At 61.8% G+C, this 15,068-nt stretch carries 12 protein-coding genes and 4 tRNA genes; 8 read left to right on the forward strand and 8 right to left on the reverse strand.

What is annotated here, in order from left to right:
- Window positions 1-5 precede the first annotated feature (5 nt).
- The 7 genes from C8C89_RS05335 (at window position 6) to ahpF (ending at window position 8,388) form a co-directional block, all read left to right on the forward strand.
- Window positions 6-1,055, forward strand: a complete 1,050-nt coding sequence (locus C8C89_RS05335; RefSeq protein WP_101483198.1) for a LacI family DNA-binding transcriptional regulator — start codon at window positions 6-8, stop codon at window positions 1,053-1,055.
- Window positions 1,052-1,960 carry a ribokinase gene (gene rbsK / locus C8C89_RS05340; protein WP_133989071.1) on the forward strand — a complete coding sequence of 303 codons (909 nt, stop codon included), beginning with the start codon at window positions 1,052-1,054 and terminating at the stop codon, window positions 1,958-1,960. The genes C8C89_RS05335 and rbsK overlap by 4 nt, the downstream gene beginning before the upstream one ends.
- Before the next feature lie 13 nt (window positions 1,961-1,973).
- A complete protein-coding gene (gene rbsD / locus C8C89_RS05345; protein ID WP_101483196.1) occupies window positions 1,974-2,366 on the forward strand; it encodes a D-ribose pyranase in 393 nt (130 codons plus the stop codon).
- A 133-nt stretch (window positions 2,367-2,499) separates the two neighbouring features.
- A complete protein-coding gene (locus tag C8C89_RS05350; RefSeq protein WP_243857904.1) occupies window positions 2,500-5,355 on the forward strand; it encodes an EAL domain-containing protein in 2,856 nt (951 codons plus the stop codon).
- A 176-nt stretch (window positions 5,356-5,531) separates the two neighbouring features.
- Window positions 5,532-5,933: a DUF3597 domain-containing protein gene (locus C8C89_RS05355; RefSeq protein WP_133989072.1), complete on the forward strand. Its 402-nt coding sequence runs from the start codon at window positions 5,532-5,534 to the stop codon at window positions 5,931-5,933.
- Window positions 5,934-6,121: 188 nt separating this feature from the next.
- A complete protein-coding gene (gene ahpC, locus C8C89_RS05360) occupies window positions 6,122-6,685 on the forward strand; it encodes an alkyl hydroperoxide reductase subunit C (protein WP_101483193.1) in 564 nt (187 codons plus the stop codon).
- A 107-nt stretch (window positions 6,686-6,792) separates the two neighbouring features.
- Window positions 6,793-8,388, forward strand: coding sequence for an alkyl hydroperoxide reductase subunit F (ahpF, locus tag C8C89_RS05365; protein WP_133989073.1), 1,596 nt, complete (start codon window positions 6,793-6,795; stop codon window positions 8,386-8,388).
- Between the two features lie 69 nt (window positions 8,389-8,457).
- Here the strand turns inward: ahpF and C8C89_RS05370 are convergent, their stop codons facing one another.
- From C8C89_RS05370 to C8C89_RS05405, 8 genes are all read right to left on the reverse strand, one after another.
- A complete protein-coding gene (locus tag C8C89_RS05370) occupies window positions 8,458-8,796 on the reverse strand; it encodes a CzcE family metal-binding protein (RefSeq protein WP_133989074.1) in 339 nt (112 codons plus the stop codon).
- A 133-nt stretch (window positions 8,797-8,929) separates the two neighbouring features.
- Entirely contained in the window at window positions 8,930-9,556 is a 627-nt protein-coding gene (locus C8C89_RS05375) for an ATP-binding cassette domain-containing protein (RefSeq protein WP_133989075.1), read from the reverse strand.
- Window positions 9,547-10,644, reverse strand: a complete 1,098-nt coding sequence (locus C8C89_RS05380) for a hypothetical protein (protein WP_243857905.1) — start codon at window positions 10,642-10,644, stop codon at window positions 9,547-9,549. The genes C8C89_RS05375 and C8C89_RS05380 overlap by 10 nt, the downstream gene beginning before the upstream one ends.
- Window positions 10,645-10,806: 162 nt before the next feature.
- Window positions 10,807-10,883: transfer RNA gene (locus C8C89_RS05385), tRNA-Asp, on the reverse strand.
- Between the two features lie 57 nt (window positions 10,884-10,940).
- Window positions 10,941-11,016, reverse strand: a tRNA-Val gene (locus C8C89_RS05390).
- A gap of 217 nt (window positions 11,017-11,233) precedes the next feature.
- Window positions 11,234-11,310 (reverse strand) — tRNA-Asp (locus tag C8C89_RS05395).
- Between the two features lie 54 nt (window positions 11,311-11,364).
- Window positions 11,365-11,440: transfer RNA gene (locus C8C89_RS05400), tRNA-Val, on the reverse strand.
- A gap of 99 nt (window positions 11,441-11,539) precedes the next feature.
- Window positions 11,540-13,684, reverse strand: a complete 2,145-nt coding sequence (locus tag C8C89_RS05405; protein WP_133989076.1) for a S9 family peptidase — start codon at window positions 13,682-13,684, stop codon at window positions 11,540-11,542.
- A 173-nt stretch (window positions 13,685-13,857) separates the two neighbouring features.
- Between C8C89_RS05405 and dinB the strand changes: the two genes are divergently transcribed.
- Window positions 13,858-15,012: a DNA polymerase IV gene (dinB, locus tag C8C89_RS05410; RefSeq protein WP_101483188.1), complete on the forward strand. Its 1,155-nt coding sequence runs from the start codon at window positions 13,858-13,860 to the stop codon at window positions 15,010-15,012.
- Window positions 15,013-15,068: the final 56 nt, after the last annotated feature.

Below are 15,068 nucleotides of genomic sequence, written 5' to 3' on the forward strand. Positions count from 1 at the left end.
GGCCCATGGCAACCATCAAACAAGTGGCGCAGGCGGCGGGGGTGTCGTTTACCACCGTGTCGCACGTCCTCAACAATACCCGCCCCGTCAGCGACGAGGCGCGCCGCGCCGTGCTCGCGGCGGCGGAGCAATTGCATTACGTGCCCAGCGCGCTGGCGCGTTCCCTGCGCAGCCGCAGCACGGGTACCATCGGCCTCATCATTCCCAACAATACGAATCCGTATTTCTCGGAAGTGGCGCGCGGCATCGAGGACAGCTGCTACGCGGCTGGCTACAGCGTGATCTTGTGCAATTCCGATGACGACCCCGTCAAGCAGCGCGACTACCTGAACGTGTTGCTGACCAAGCGCTGCGACGGCCTGATTCTGTCCGCGCTGGCCGACAGCGATGGCGAACTGCTGCGCAAGATGAAGGTGCCGGCCGTGCTGCTCGACCGCGCGCCCAGCGACCTGTCCATCGATGCGGTGGCCGTCGATAACCGCGCCGGCGGCTTTCTCGCCGCGCGCCATTTGCTGGGGCTGGGACGCCGGCGCCTCGCTTGCATCGCTGGGCCCCTCGAAGTGAGCATTTCCAACGAACGCATCGACGGCGTGCGCAGCGCCATGGCGGACGCGGGCGTGGTCCTGGCCGACGCGCTGTGCCGCCATAGCGACTTCACGAGCGCCGGCGGCTATGCGGCCGCGCTGGACTTGCTGGCGCTGCCCAAGGGCCAGCGCCCCGACGCCTTGTTCTGCTGCAATGACTTGATGGCCTTTGGCGCCCTGCGCGCCGCCGCCGAGCGGGGCATCGCCGTGCCCGTGGACCTGGCCGTCGTCGGCTTCGACGATATCGACCTAGCCAGCTTCGTGCATCCGGCCTTGAGCAGCGTGGCGCAAAATACGCGCGAACTGGGCCATATCACGGCAGCCTGCCTGCTGGCCCGTATCGCCGACCCCGCCTTGCCGCGCCAGCAGCGCAGCATCGCGCCCGAACTGCACGTGCGCGGCTCCAGTGTGGCCGCCGCGCCGGCACCTTTTTCTCTACCTGCAACTGAACTGATGGGAATGACATCATGATCGTGGTTATCGGCAGCATCAATATGGACCTGGTCTTGCGCGTGCCGCGCATGCCCCTCCCCGGCGAAACCCTGACGGGCGGCGCTTTTCGCACCATTCCTGGCGGCAAGGGCGCCAATCAGGCCGTGGCCTGCGCGCGCCTGAGCGGCCAAGTGGCGGGAGCCCAGCAAGTGGCCATGGTCGGCTGCGTGGGGGATGACGCGTTTGGTGCCACCCTGCGCGCCGCGCTGGTGGGCGACGGCATCATCGACAGCCACATCACCACCTTGCCGGGAGTGGCATCCGGCATCGCCTCCATCCTCGTCGATGACAATGGCCAGAACAGCATCGTGATCGCCGGCGGCGCCAACGATTTATTGAGCCCCGCGCACATTGACGCGGCGCAAGGTTTGATCGAACAGGCTGATATTGTCGTGCTGCAGCTGGAAACGCCGATGGCCACCGTCGTGCACGCCATCAAGCTGGCCCGCTCTATGGGCAAGACCGTGGTGCTGAATCCGGCCCCGGCTGCCAGCTTGCCGGACGGCGTGCTGGAACTGGTCGACTACCTGATTCCGAATGAAATCGAAGCGGCCATGCTGGCCGGCGTCAGCCCGGAAGGCGCGGATGCCAAGGACCTGGCGGCCGCGCTGCAAAAGCTGGGCAGCGACAACGTCATCATCACCCTCGGTTCCAAGGGCGTACACGCGGCCCTGTATGGCGGCGACTACACGTTCCCGGCCGACGTGGTGCAAGCCGTTGACACGACGGCGGCCGGCGACACCTTCATCGGCGGTTTTGTGGCGGGCCTGGCGTCCGGTATGGACGAGGCTGAAGCGATTCAGCAAGGCCAGCGCGCGGCCGCCTGGAGCGTCACCAAGCCCGGCGCACAAACCTCGATTCCCCACCTGCACGAGCTGTTCTAACGCCACCAAGCCCATGAAAAAATCACCGCTGCTTAATATTGCGCTGTCGCAAATGATCGCGTCGCTGGGCCATGGCGACATGCTCGTCATCGGCGATGCTGGCTTGCCCTCGCAGCCGGGCGTACCCTTGATCGACCTGGCTCTGACGCGCGGCATTCCTGGCTTCATCGATACCGTGAATACCGTGCTGAGCGAAATGCAGGTGGAATACCATTTGCTCGCCAGTGAGTTGCCGCAGCACAATCCGGCCATGGCGGCGCAGGTGGCGGCCCTGGCCTTGCCCGATGCGCGCCAGGTGACGCATGAAGAGTTCAAGCAACTGTCCAAGGGCGCGCGCGCCATCGTGCGCACGGGCGAATGCAGTCCGTATTCCAACATCATTTTGGTGGCCGGCGTCGTGTTCTAGCGCAAACAATCGTCAGATTGTTTGCCAAAAACATCAACTTTATTGTTCTTAGTGAAATAATTATCCATCCGTAAAAGGGGCGGCTACAATAGTCATACCCCTGCCAGCTCGGCAGTTTCTGTGGTGTCCTGCCATGCCGATGAAAGCATCCGACGCTTTCCGCTCCTACTTGCCGCCCATCGGCAGGCTGGCGCACGGCTGGCGCTGCTTTTGCTTCCTGCTGCTGTGCCTGGCAACGCCCGCCCGGGCGCTGGAACCCATCTCCCTGCAGCTCAATTTCACGCATCAGTTCCAGTTTGCCGGCTATTACGCGGCCATCGAGCAAGGTTATTACCGCGAGGCGGGGCTGGAGGTCACGCTGCGCGAAGGCATCGGCGTGCCGCATGCCGAGGCCGCCGTGCTGACGGGCCTGGCCGAATATGGCGTCGGTAACAGCACCTTGTTGCTCAGCCGCATGGCTGGCAAGCCCCTGGTGGTACTGGCCGTGGTATTCCAGCATTCGCCCAGCGTGCTGCTGATGCGCCAGCATGGCGGCGCGCCCGACGTGCACCGGCTGGCGGGCGCCTCCGTGATGATAGGCACGCCTACCGACGTGGCATCCGCGTCCGATGAAGTGTCGCTGTTCCTGCAGAAAATGGGCGTCGCACCGGAACAGATGCTGCACCTGCCACCCAGCTATCGGGTCGAGGATTTGATCGATGGCAAGGTCGATGCCATCGCCGCGTATTCCACCAACGAGCCGGACTACCTGGACCGGGTGGGCTTTCCCTACTACCAGTTTACGCCGCGCACGGCCGGCATCGATTTCTATGGCGATAATCTGTTTACCAGCGAGCACGAACTGCGCCGCCATCCCGAGCGCGTGAAAGCGTTCCGCGCGGCCAGCCTGCGCGGCTGGCAGTACGCGATGGCACACCGCGAGGAAATGGCGCAGTTAATCCATGCTAAATACAGCCAGCGCCATGACCGCGCGCACCTGCTGTACGAGGCGCAGCAGATGGAATTGCTGCTGCAGCCGGTGCTGGTGGAGCTGGGCTACATGAATCCCCAGCGCTGGCAGCATATCGCCGACACGTATGCCGCCATGGGCGTGCTGCCGCCCAACGCCACGGACAGCCCCGCCTACAAGGGTTTCCTGTACCGTCCCGTACCAGGCGCCGACCTGGGCTGGTTGTACCTGTCTCTGGGCGTGGCGGGTAGCTTGCTGGCCGTGTCGGCCGCCTTTCATTTCAGTAACTTGGCACGCGAGCGCCGCCGTACGGAAGAAACCATCCGCCAGGGGGAATTGCGCTTTCGCACCATGTTCGAGGAAGCGCCCATGGGTATCGCCCTGATCGATACGGTGAGCGGACGGTTTCTTGATATTAATCCGCGCTATTTGGCCATCGCCGGGCGCAGCCTGGAGCACATGAAGCGGTCGAGCTGGATGGATATCAGCCATCCCGATGACGTGGCGGGCGAGCAGGCGCATGTGGCGCAGTTGCTGGAGCGGCGTATGCCGGGCTTCCGCCACGCCAAGCGCATCGTGCGTCCCGATGGCGACGTGGTGTGGGTCGATGCCTCGGTGACGGCCATCGCCACGACGCGCCATGGCGGGCCGCACCACCTGTGCATGCTGGAAGACGTGACGGACAAGCGGCAAACGGAAGCGCTGATCTGGCAGCAAGCCAATTTTGATACCCTGACGCAATTGCCTAACCGGCGCATGTTCCACGAGCGCTTGCGCCTGGCGCTGGCCCAGGGCCGGCGCGATACGAGCCGCGTCGCCATCCTGTTCATCGACCTCGACCATTTCAAGGAAGTCAACGACACCCTGGGCCACCATCAGGGCGATATCTTGCTGATCGAAGCGGCGCGGCGCATCCGCGTGGGCGTGCGCGAGACGGATACGGTGGCGCGCCTGGGTGGCGATGAATTCACGGTGATCCTGTCCGATCTCGACGATCTGCAGCAAGTCGACCGCATCGCGCGGCAGATACTCGACGGCTTGCTGGCGCCGTTCTTGCTGGGGCAGGAACAGGCGTTCGTCTCGGCGTCGATCGGCATCACCCTGTATCCTGACGACGCGGGCAATATCGAGGACTTGCTCAAGCATGCGGACCAGGCCATGTATGTGTCGAAAGGGGCGGGGCGCAACCGCTACAGCTACTTTACGCCCGCCATGCAAGTGGCGGCCGTCAACCGCATGCGCATGGGGGCGGACCTGCGCACGGCCTTGCGCGAACAGCAGATGCAGCTACATTACCAGCCCATCGTTGAACTGCATGGCTGCAATATTGTCAAAGCGGAGGCCTTGCTGCGCTGGAACCATCCGCAGCGGGGCATCGTGTGTCCGCCCGATTTCCTGGCGGTGGCCGAGAGCAGCGGCTTGATCGTCGACATCGGCGACTGGGTGCTGCGCACGGCGGCCGCGCAACTGCTGCGCTGGCGCGCGCAGGGCCAGGCCATCGGCTTGCCAGGGTTGCAACTGTGCCTGAACCAGTCGCCGCTGGAGCTGCAGCGCGAAGCCGAGGCGCCCGGCACCTGGCTGCGCCAGCTGATGGCGCTCGATGTGCCCCCCTCGGCCATCGTGCTCGACATGCGCGAGGATGCGCTGCTGGGCGCCGGCGCCGGCGCCGGCAGCGGCATGGCGCAGCGGCTGCAGCACTTGCGCGAGGCGGGCTTGCAGATCGCCCTGGATGACTTCGGCAGCGGCCCTGCCTCGCTGACGCAGTTGCAGCAGTGCGGCATCGATTACCTGAAGCTCGACGGCGTGCTGGTGCGCAAGCTGGCGCCCGGCGCCAGCGAACTGGTGCTGTGCGAAGCCATCGTCACCATGGCCCACAGGCTGGGCTTGCAGGTCATCGCCGAGGGGGTGGAGACCGAAGTGCAGCGCGTATTGCTGCTGGGCATAGGCTGTGATTTTGCGCAAGGCGATCTGTTTGCGCCGCCGCTGGCCATCGAAGCGTTCGATGCGCTGCTGCACGCCCGGCGGCCCTTGCACCCTTGAAACAGGCGTACCCTGTCACCAGATGTCCACTGGACCTGCGGGACAGGGCTCCCGGCCTGAACGGGCTTATACTCGACGGGCTGGCGCCTGCGCCCGGCTCCAGCTGTCACCGGTTCGCGTCATGAACCGGGCGCGCAGGCAAACCTTCTTCCATTCACTCAACTCGAGGTGACCTCATGGGCATTTTCAGCAATATCTATAACAAAATCTTCCACCATTCGTCCGATGCGGCTCCGGCAGCCACGCCAGCTGCCGCTACCGACGCGCCAGCGGCGGCGGCACCGGCGGCAGCTCCGGCCGCACCAGCGGCTGCCGTACCGGTGGTGGACGTGGAAGTGGTGTTGGTCGACCTGGCCAGCAAGAACGCGGAAACTCTCAATTGGCGCACGTCCATCGTCGACCTGATGAAATTGCTTCAACTCGACAGCAGCCTGGCTTCGCGCAAGGAACTGGCGCAAGAGCTGCACTTCACGGGCGACACCAATGATTCTGCCAGCATGAATATCTGGCTGCACCGCCAGGTGATGATCAAGCTGGCGGAAAACGGCGGCAAAGTACCGGAAGAACTCAAAAATTAAAGACCCGGCGGCAGCAAGGCAATACCTTGCTGTCGCTGTTCAATCCCGTGGGAACTGCCTATCATGGAGTTCCCATGGCGTCATGATAGCTAAAATCAATTGAAACTATTGTGACAATCAATTTTGCATATGGGTTAAAACCCCTTACACTAGAGTCTTACTGATTCACCACACGAGAGGAAATGATTATGTCGCTCATCAATACCCAAGTTAAACCATTCAAGGCAACCGCATTCCACAATGGCAAATTCGTCGACCTGACGGAAGCGTCGCTGAAAGGCAAGTGGTCGGTATTCGTGTTCTACCCAGCCGACTTCACCTTCGTTTGCCCAACCGAACTGGAAGACCTGGCCGATCACCACGATCAATTCCAGAAGCTGGGCGTCGATGTCTACGGCATCTCGACCGACTCGCATTTCGCGCACAAAGCATGGCACGATACCTCGGACGCGATCAAGAAAGTGCAATACGCACTGATCGGCGACCCAACCGGTACCCTGTCGCGCAATTTCGAAGTCATGATCGAAGAAGAAGGCATGGCACTGCGCGGTACCTTCGTCATCAACCCGGACGGCTTCATCAAAGTGCTGGAAGTGCATGACAACGGCATCGGCCGTGACGCAGCGGAACTGTTGCGCAAAGTCAAGGCAGCCCAATACGTTGCCGCTCACCCAGGCGAAGTTTGCCCAGCGAAATGGACGGAAGGCGCAGCAACCCTGACCCCATCGCTGGACCTGGTTGGCAAGATCTAAGTCTTGAAGCCTTGCAACATCTAGCAGCAAACAAGTAGTTACCGCGATGCCGGACCGGGTGTCCGGCCCGGCATTCGCCTAAATATTTGTAGAAAAGGAAAAAAATCATGTTAGACGCAACCCTCAAAACCCAACTGAAATCCTACCTGGAAAAAGTAGTGTATCCGCTTGAGTTGGTCGCTTCTCTCGATGACAGCGCAAAAGCCCGCGAGATGAAGGAATTGCTCCAGGAGATAGTCCTGTTGAGCGACAAGATCACGCTGGTCGAGCGCATAGACGCTGGCGTACGGACCCCGTCGTTCAGTATCAACCGTGCAGGCTCCGACATCGGCGTGCGTTTCGCTGGTGTCCCGATGGGCCACGAATTCACTTCCCTGGTGCTGGCGCTGCTGCAAGTGGGCGGCCACACCATCAAGTTCGACGATGCCGTGATCGAGCAGATCCGCAACCTCGACGGCGATTACGAGTTTGAAACGTTTATTTCGCTCTCCTGCCATAACTGCCCGGAAGTAGTGCAGGCCTTGAATGCCATGGCGGTGATCAATCCGCGCATCAAGGTCACCACCATCGATGGCGGCGTGTTCCCGAAAGAAGTGGAAGAACGCCAGATCATGGCCGTGCCGATGATGTTCCTGAATGGTCAGCATTTCGGTCAGGGACGCACGAATGTCGAGGAAATCCTCGCCAAGCTCGACATCAACGCCGGCGCACGCCAGGCGGCAGCGTTGTCGAAAAAAGATGTCTTTGACGTCCTGATCGTCGGCGGCGGTCCTGCCGGCGCGGCAGCGGCCATTTACGCCGCCCGTAAAGGCATCAAGACGGGCGTGCTGGCCGAGCGTTTCGGCGGCCAGACCCTCGACACCATGGCCATCGAGAATTTTATTTCCGTCAAGGAAACCGATGGTCCGAAGTTTGCCATGGCGCTGGAACAGCACGTCAAGACCTATGACGTCGACATCATGAACACCCAGCGCGCCAGCAAGCTGACGCCAGGCAAGCTGATCGAGATTGAAACGGCAAATGGCGCCATCTTGAAAGCCAAGACCGTCATCCTGGCGACCGGCGCCCGCTGGCGCGAAATCAACGTGCCGGGCGAGAAGGAATACCGCAACCACGGTGTCGCCTACTGCCCGCACTGCGATGGTCCCTTGTTCAAGGGCAAGCGTGTGGCCGTGATCGGCGGCGGCAACTCGGGTGTGGAAGCGGCGATCGACCTGGCCGGCCTTGTGAAGCACGTGACCCTGATCGAATTCGGCGCGGAACTGCGTGCCGATGCGGTGCTGCAACGCAAGCTGCACAGCCTGCCTAATGTCACCGTGATCACGTCGGCGCAAACTACCGAGATTCACGGCGACGGCAAGATCGTCAATGGCCTGAGCTACACGGACCGGGTCAGCGGCGAGTCGAAGAAGGTTGAGCTGGAAGGCGTCTTCGTGCAAATCGGCCTGGTGCCGAACACGGAATGGTTGAAAGGCACGGTAGCGTTGTCGCGCCACGGCGAAATCGAAGTCGACGCCCGCGGCCAGACCTCGATCCCCGGCGTGTTTGCGGCCGGCGACGTCACCACGGTGCCGTACAAGCAGATCATCATCGCCACCGGTGAAGGCGCGAAGGCAGCCCTGTCCGCCTTTGACCACCTGATCCGCTCGGATGACGAGGAAGTGGTCGAAGAGTCTGCCGCCAAGGAAGCGCTGACGGCGTAAATATTGCGCTGCATAAAAAAAACCGGAGCGCCGCGAGGCTGTTCCGGTTTTTTTTATGCGCGCAGAAAACTAGCTGCCCGCGTACTGCGGATTGGCTGCCACATACACGGCAATACCATCGACGGCCATGTCCTTTGGCGCGATCTCGGCCAGGGCGAAGACGGTTTTGTTGCTGAAAGTTTGCACGTGCCAGGTAAAACGCTGGCCAGCGCGCACGATGGTGACGGTTTCGCCGCGCGTGACGTTGATGTGGCGCGTATCGGCCTGCAGTTCGATGCTGCGCTGGGCGGCGCCGTGGTGGGCCGAGGTGCCATAGTCGGCGGCCGTGCCCGTGGGGCCGGCTGCAATGGCGCTGCCGGCAAGGACGGCGCACAGGATGGCCAGGGCGCTGCGGTGGGTGTTCAACATAATTTCTCCAAGAATAAGCCAGGCGCAGGGAATAAGCGCGCCGTTTTATGGTAGTGGTGGCACCGGGATCGCCGGTTTTGCACCACGGCATCGTAAGCGTTTCTTGGTCGATCTGCAAAGCTGTATTTCCTGTCTATATTTCCACTGTCGCCGCCAGCGGCACATCCGGCACCAGGTGACTGGTCAGCACGATGCACTGGCGCGCCAGGCGGGACGGTTCGGACAGGCGCGTGCGCAGATGCGCCATGGCCGCCGCGTCGAGGCCATTGAACGGTTCATCGATCAGCAGCAGGCGCACGGGCAAGGCCAGCGCCAAGGCCAGTTGCAGCTTTTTGTGCTGGCCCAGCGAGATGGCGGTAATGCTTTGCTGCAAGGTCGGCGTCATGGCAAATGCGCTCAGCTCGTCGTTCAGCAGGGACTGGTCGCTGCCCGGGTACAAGGCCAGGTGCAGGTCGAGCATTTCGTGCACCTGCAGCCAGGGCAGGGAAGGGGCGTCGCCGCCACAATAGAAGGCCTGGGCGCGGTAGGCCAGCGGCATGAAAGCACTGTCGATGTCGTCCAGGCGGATGGCGCCGCGCGCGGGCAGCAGGGCGCCACCCGCCAGTTTCAGCAAGGTCGTCTTGCCTGCCCCGTTTGCGCCGCGCAGCCAAGTGACGCCGGGGCCGAATTGCAGATTGCAGCCCTGGAAGACGCTGTGCGTGGGGAAATGAAAATCGAGGTGTTCGATGTGCAGGGTGGGAGAAGTGGCATTCAATTCCATAATTCGCTCCCAATGGCGCTCAAGGCAAGGATGGATAGCACGACGACGACGACGCGTCCGCGCGCCGTCAGGCGGGGCAGGCCGACGATGGCCAGCAGGGCCGCGCTGGCGGTGAGGGCATACATGCTGGTGACGCGCTGCTGCAAGGCGGCGGGGTGAAGGTTGTACAGCAAGACAGCGCCTGCCAGCAGCACGGCAAACGGCGGTAGCAGGCTGGCGGCGCAGGCCAGGCGCGTCAGGGCGGTGCTGGCCAGGGGCCAGGCGTTCAGCGAGGGTTGCAGCAAGCCGATCTGCTCGCGCACGGTCTTGTCGCCGCGGTCCGTCACAATGATCAGGCTGGCGCTGGCCAGCAAACCCAACAGTGGCGCGGGCACGAGGGGCGGGCGCAGCAACCAGGCCAGCATGCTGGCGCCAGCCGTGGCCAGCAGCACGCTTTGCTGGATGCCAATTACATTGTCGTTGCGCCAGAACGGTAGCCAGAACAACTGGTGCCACAGGAACACGGTGCGCCAGCGGGGCCGGTGCGGCACATAGGCGGTCATGGTGGGTGGGCGCGCCCTTTGTGCGGGGCGTGGCGCGCGCAGGCGCTGCGCCACGATGAGCGTCGTCAGCAGCCAGGCCAGCAGCCAGGCGGAGATGGTGGCGGCAATGCCGGGCGCGACAATCGGGCGCAGCCAGGGTGGCGACTGCAGCAGCCAGATGGTGGTCGAGACGGCATAGGCGAGGCCCAGCGGCAGCATCAGCAAACCGGCCACGGCCACGTCGGCTTGCCAGCGCAAGCGCGTCGGCAAGGGCAGCTGGCGCAGCCAGGCGGCGATGGGAGCAGGCAACAGCCGTTTGCGCAGCAGCCAGGCGGGCAGGGAGGTCAGCAGGACTTGCGCGCTCACGACAGCCAGGGCGGTGGGCCAGGGCAAGCTCACGGCGAGAAAGCCAGGCAGGGCGATGACGCTGAGCAGACCCAGCAAGACCGGTCCGGCCAGGAAAAAGAAGATCTCCATGGAACTCCTCAGGCTGGCGGCAAATTGCAGCAAAGCATGATGGGCCAGGCGCAGGCGCAGGGCGATATAGGCAGGAGTACTACGGGGCAAGCGCATGCGGGCGGGGGCGAAGTCAGGGTAGCGCTGATTCTAACAGCCGGGGTCAGACCCCCGGATAAGTTAGCTTTGAGGTTGACGTTGGCGGTGTTGAGATTCTGATCCCACAATGGGAAAAGCCCTTCGGTTCAGAGAACCAAAGGGCTTTTCTTTTATTGGCGGAGCGGACGGGACTCGAACCCGCGACCCCCGACGTGACAGGCCGGTATTCTAACCAACTGAACTACCACTCCAAGCTCGTATGATCTGTGTTGCTGATCCATGAAGCACTGGATAATTTTCTGTATTGGTGGTGGGTGCTGAGAGGCTCGAACTCCCGACCTACGCCTTGTAAGGGCGCCGCTCTACCAACTGAGCTAAGCACCCGCATACCCAGAAAACTATCCCGACGTTTGTCACCACGTCTGGAAGAGGCACTATTATAGGGGGTGCTTTCCCGCTTGTGCAACTATTCTTGAGGGCTAAAAGCAGTTTTTTTGCTGAAAAGTGCAAAAATATTCAAGGAAGGGAGTACTGACGTGTTTTTTGCTTCTGAAATGGGAAAAGCCCTTCGGTTCAGAGAACCAAAGGGCTTTTCTTTTATTGGCGGAGCGGACGGGACTCGAACCCGCGACCCCCGACGTGACAGGCCGGTATTCTAACCAACTGAACTACCACTCCAAGCTCGTATGATCTGTATTGCTGATCCATGAAGCACTGGACAGTTTTCTGATTTGGTGGGTGCTGAGAGGCTCGAACTCCCGACCTACGCCTTGTAAGGGCGCCGCTCTACCAACTGAGCTAAGCACCCGTTGCTTGTCTCAGAAAACCATCCTGACGTTTGTCACCACGTCTGGAAGAGGCGCTATTATAGGATGGCTAAAATCCTTCTGCAAGCGCTTTTTTCACATTATTGGGTAATACCCCACTGCGACAGCATCCACGCCATATTGAATGCACTTTCCTGGATGGCGTTGTAGCGGCCCGAAGCACCGCCATGGCCGGCGCCCATATTTGTTTTCAGCAGCAGGGGATTGCTGTCCGTCTTATACGCGCGCAGCTTGGCCACATACTTGGCCGGTTCCCAGTACATCACCTGGCTGTCATTCAGGCCCGTCGTCACCAGCATGGCTGGATAATTTTTGCGCGTAATGTTGTCGTACGGCGAGTAGCTGAGCATGTAGTCATAGGCCGCCTTCTGGTTCGGGTCGCCCCATTCCAGGTACTCCCCAGTCGTCAGGGGCAGGCTGGCGTCCATCATGGTGTTCATTACATCGACGAACGGTACGGCCGCGTGCACGGCGTGGAACAGATCGGGACGCATGTTGACGACGGCGCCCATCAGGAGGCCGCCCGCGCTGCCGCCCTGGATGATGAGGCGGTTCGGACTCGTCCATTTTTCGCGCACCAGGTAGTCGGCGCTGTCGATGAAGTCATTGAAGGTATTTTTCTTCTTCATCAGCATGCCGTCTTCATGCCAGGCTTCGCCCATGTCGGTACCGCCGCGGATATGCGCCTGGGCATAGATGACGCCCCGGTCCAGCAGGCTGAGACGGGCGAGGCCAAAGCTGGCTTCCGTCGAGATGCCATACGAGCCATACGAGTACAGCAGCAGCGGCGCTGAACCGTCGAGCTTGACGCCTTTCTTGTAGACAATCCACAGCGGCACTTGCACGCCATCGCGCGCTGTTACCCACAGGCGCTGCGTGGTGTAGCGGCTACCGTCAAAGCCTCCGACAATTTCCTGTTGTTTCAGCACCGTGCGCTTGCCATCTTTCATGCTGACGTCAATCACCGTGGGTGGCGTGACGGGCGACTGGTAAGACATGCGAAATTGCGTGGCGTTAAATTCGGGCGTACCGGCCGCCGTGGCCAGGTAGACGGGATCGTCGAACTGCACGGTTTTCCAGTTCTTTTGCGCAAAATCATAGATGCGCGCGCGGTTCAGGGCGCGGGCCTTTTCCATCACCACCAGGTAGCCCTGGAACACGTCGATGGATTGGATTACGGCGTCCTTGCTGTGCGGCACGACGGGTTTCCAGTTCTTCGGCTGCGGCGCAGACAGCGGTGCGCTGACGACGCGGAAATTCTTTGCATCCTTGTTGGTGAGAATGTATAGCTGTCCGTCGCGGTGTTCGACGCCGTAGCGGTGGCCCTTTTCACGCTTGAGCACGCTCTGGAAACTGCCTTCCGGCTTGTTGGTTGGCAACAGCAGCACTTCGCTGGTATCCGTGCTGCCCGAGGTCAGCAAAAAGTAGCGTTTGTCGTGCGTGCGGCCCACATTGATGGCGAACTGCTCCACTGGCTCGTGGTAGACCTGCTGTGGTGTGCCGCCCAGAGCCAGGCGGAACAGGCGGTCCGAGCGCTTGGTGGTGGTGTCTTCCTGGGCCAGCATCAGGGTGGCGTTATCCGCCGCCCAGGCCAGCGATGTCACGCGTGGCATGGTATCAGGCAGCAACTTGCCCGTCTTCAAATCCTTGACATGCAGCTCGTACTGGCGGAAACCAGTCGTGTCGGTGGTGTAGGCCAGCAATTGCTCATTCGGGCTGATTGAAAATGCGCGCACGGCAAAGAATTTGTGGCCTTCGGCCAATTGATTCTGGTCCAGCAGGACTTCTTCGGCCGCCTGGGCATCGTAGGCGCCATTCGCGCCGACAGGGCGGCGGCAGTGAAGCGGGTATTGCTTGCCCGCTTCCGTACGCGTGTAATAGTAAAAGTTACCCTGGCGCGCAGGCACGGACAGGTCCACTTCCTGCATGCGGCCTTTGACTTCCGCATACACTTTGTCGGCGAGCGGCTGGATCGGGGCCGTGACGGCGGCCGTGTAGGCGTTTTCCGCATTCAGGTAGTCGATGACGGCAGGATCGGTCTTCTTTTGCAGCCAGCGGTAGTCGTCCGTGACGACCGTGCCGTGGCGCGTTTCCTGCCAGGCTGTCTTGGCGGCGACAGGTGCAATGGCGGCGGCATCGGCGGCGAGCGCGGATGGCGCCAGCGTGGACAGCACGATGGATGAGCAGACGGCCAGATGGCGCAAAGCTTGATGTGCTATAGACAAGGCGGCTCCTTTGAATAGTTATGTCAGGATTGTAATCTTGCCATTGAGAAAAGCAACCGCCGTGCTCATGCGTTTCAACTTGCATCCGTGGGGATTTCCAGCGATACTGTATATAATTACAGTATTCATCTGCATCCTGCCGCGAGGTGTCCTTGACCACATCTGCTCCTACCTTGCCTGAAGCCCGCCGCTGGATTGCCCACCTGGACATGGATGCCTTCTTTGCCTCCGTCGAACTGTTGAAGTATCCGGAACTGCGCGGCGAAGCCGTCGTCATCGGCGGCGGCCGGCTGCAGCAACCCGTGCTGCAGGAGGATGGCACGCGGCAGTTTGCGCGCATGCGCGACTACGTGGGGCGCGGCGTCGTCACCACCTCCACCTATGCGGCGCGCGCGTTCGGCGTGTTTTCCGCCATGGGCATCATGAAGGCCGCCAGGCTGGCGCCCGATAGTATTCTGCTGCCAGCCGATTTCGAGGCCTACCGCGAGTATTCGGCCCGCTTCAAGCAAGCCGTGGCCCATCTGTGTCCCATCATCCAGAACGTGGGCATCGATGAAATTTATATCGATCTCACCGAACATGGCGAGCAGGCGCCCGCCATGGCAGCGCGCCTGAAGACGGCCGTGTTCGAAGCGACGGGCCTGTCGTGCTCGGTCGGCCTGGCGCCCAACAAATTGCTGGCAAAAATCTGTTCCGACCTGGAAAAGCCCGACGGCCTCACCATCCTGCATCCCGAGGATGTCGAAACACGCGTATGGCCCTTGCCGGCAAAAAAGATCAACGGCATCGGCCCGAAGGCCACGGCCAAGCTGGAAGCCTTGGGAATTATTACCATCGGCGAACTGGCACGAGCCGATCTCACCATGCTGCGTACGCAGTTCGGCGACCTGTACACGGGCTGGCTGCGCCAGGCGGCGCTGGGCATCGACGAGCGCCCCGTGCAGACGAGCCGGGAAACCAAGTCCGTCAGCCGCGAAACGACGTTCGAGCGCGACTTGCAAGTGGTGCGCGACCGCGCCACCCTGTCGGAAAAGCTGGAAAGCCTGTGTACGCGCGTGGCGGGCGACCTCGACAAGCAGTCGCTGGCGGGGCGCACGGTGGGCATCAAGCTGCGCTTCGAGGATTTCAGCACCGTCACGCGCGACATCACCTTGCCCAGCGCCACGGCGGACGCCGCCGCCATCCTGCGCGCCAGCCGCGATTGCTTGCGGCGCGTGCCATTTGAAAAGAAAATCCGCCTGCTGGGCGTGCGCATCTCGACCTTGTCCGATCCGGCCGTCGTGACGCGGCAGGCGCCAGCCCAGGCGGAGCTGTTTCCCGCCCTGTAGCGGCATTCCCCATGGATTACAAGCATCGTGCCAGTCCGCGCTTTTGACGGCATTCC

The sequence above is a fragment of the Janthinobacterium sp. 75 genome, assembly GCF_004365495.1.
In the GTDB taxonomy this organism is placed as follows: domain Bacteria; phylum Pseudomonadota; class Gammaproteobacteria; order Burkholderiales; family Burkholderiaceae_D; genus Janthinobacterium.

What these genes read in the sequence shown, in the direction of transcription:
- C8C89_RS05350 (WP_243857904.1), top strand. Translation starts at nt 2,500, where the DNA reads ATGCCGATGAAAGCATCCGACGCTTTCCGCTCCTACTTGCCGCCCATC.
- C8C89_RS05355 (WP_133989072.1), top strand. Translation starts at nt 5,532, where the DNA reads ATGGGCATTTTCAGCAATATCTATAACAAAATCTTCCACCATTCGTCC.
- rbsK (WP_133989071.1), top strand. Translation starts at nt 1,052, where the DNA reads ATGATCGTGGTTATCGGCAGCATCAATATGGACCTGGTCTTGCGCGTG.
- ahpF (WP_133989073.1), top strand. Translation starts at nt 6,793, where the DNA reads ATGTTAGACGCAACCCTCAAAACCCAACTGAAATCCTACCTGGAAAAA.
- ahpC (WP_101483193.1), top strand. Translation starts at nt 6,122, where the DNA reads ATGTCGCTCATCAATACCCAAGTTAAACCATTCAAGGCAACCGCATTC.
- C8C89_RS05335 (WP_101483198.1), top strand. Translation starts at nt 6, where the DNA reads ATGGCAACCATCAAACAAGTGGCGCAGGCGGCGGGGGTGTCGTTTACC.
- C8C89_RS05375 (WP_133989075.1), bottom strand. Translation starts at nt 9,556, where the DNA reads ATGGAATTGAATGCCACTTCTCCCACCCTGCACATCGAACACCTCGAT.
- rbsD (WP_101483196.1), top strand. Translation starts at nt 1,974, where the DNA reads ATGAAAAAATCACCGCTGCTTAATATTGCGCTGTCGCAAATGATCGCG.
- C8C89_RS05370 (WP_133989074.1), bottom strand. Translation starts at nt 8,796, where the DNA reads ATGTTGAACACCCACCGCAGCGCCCTGGCCATCCTGTGCGCCGTCCTT.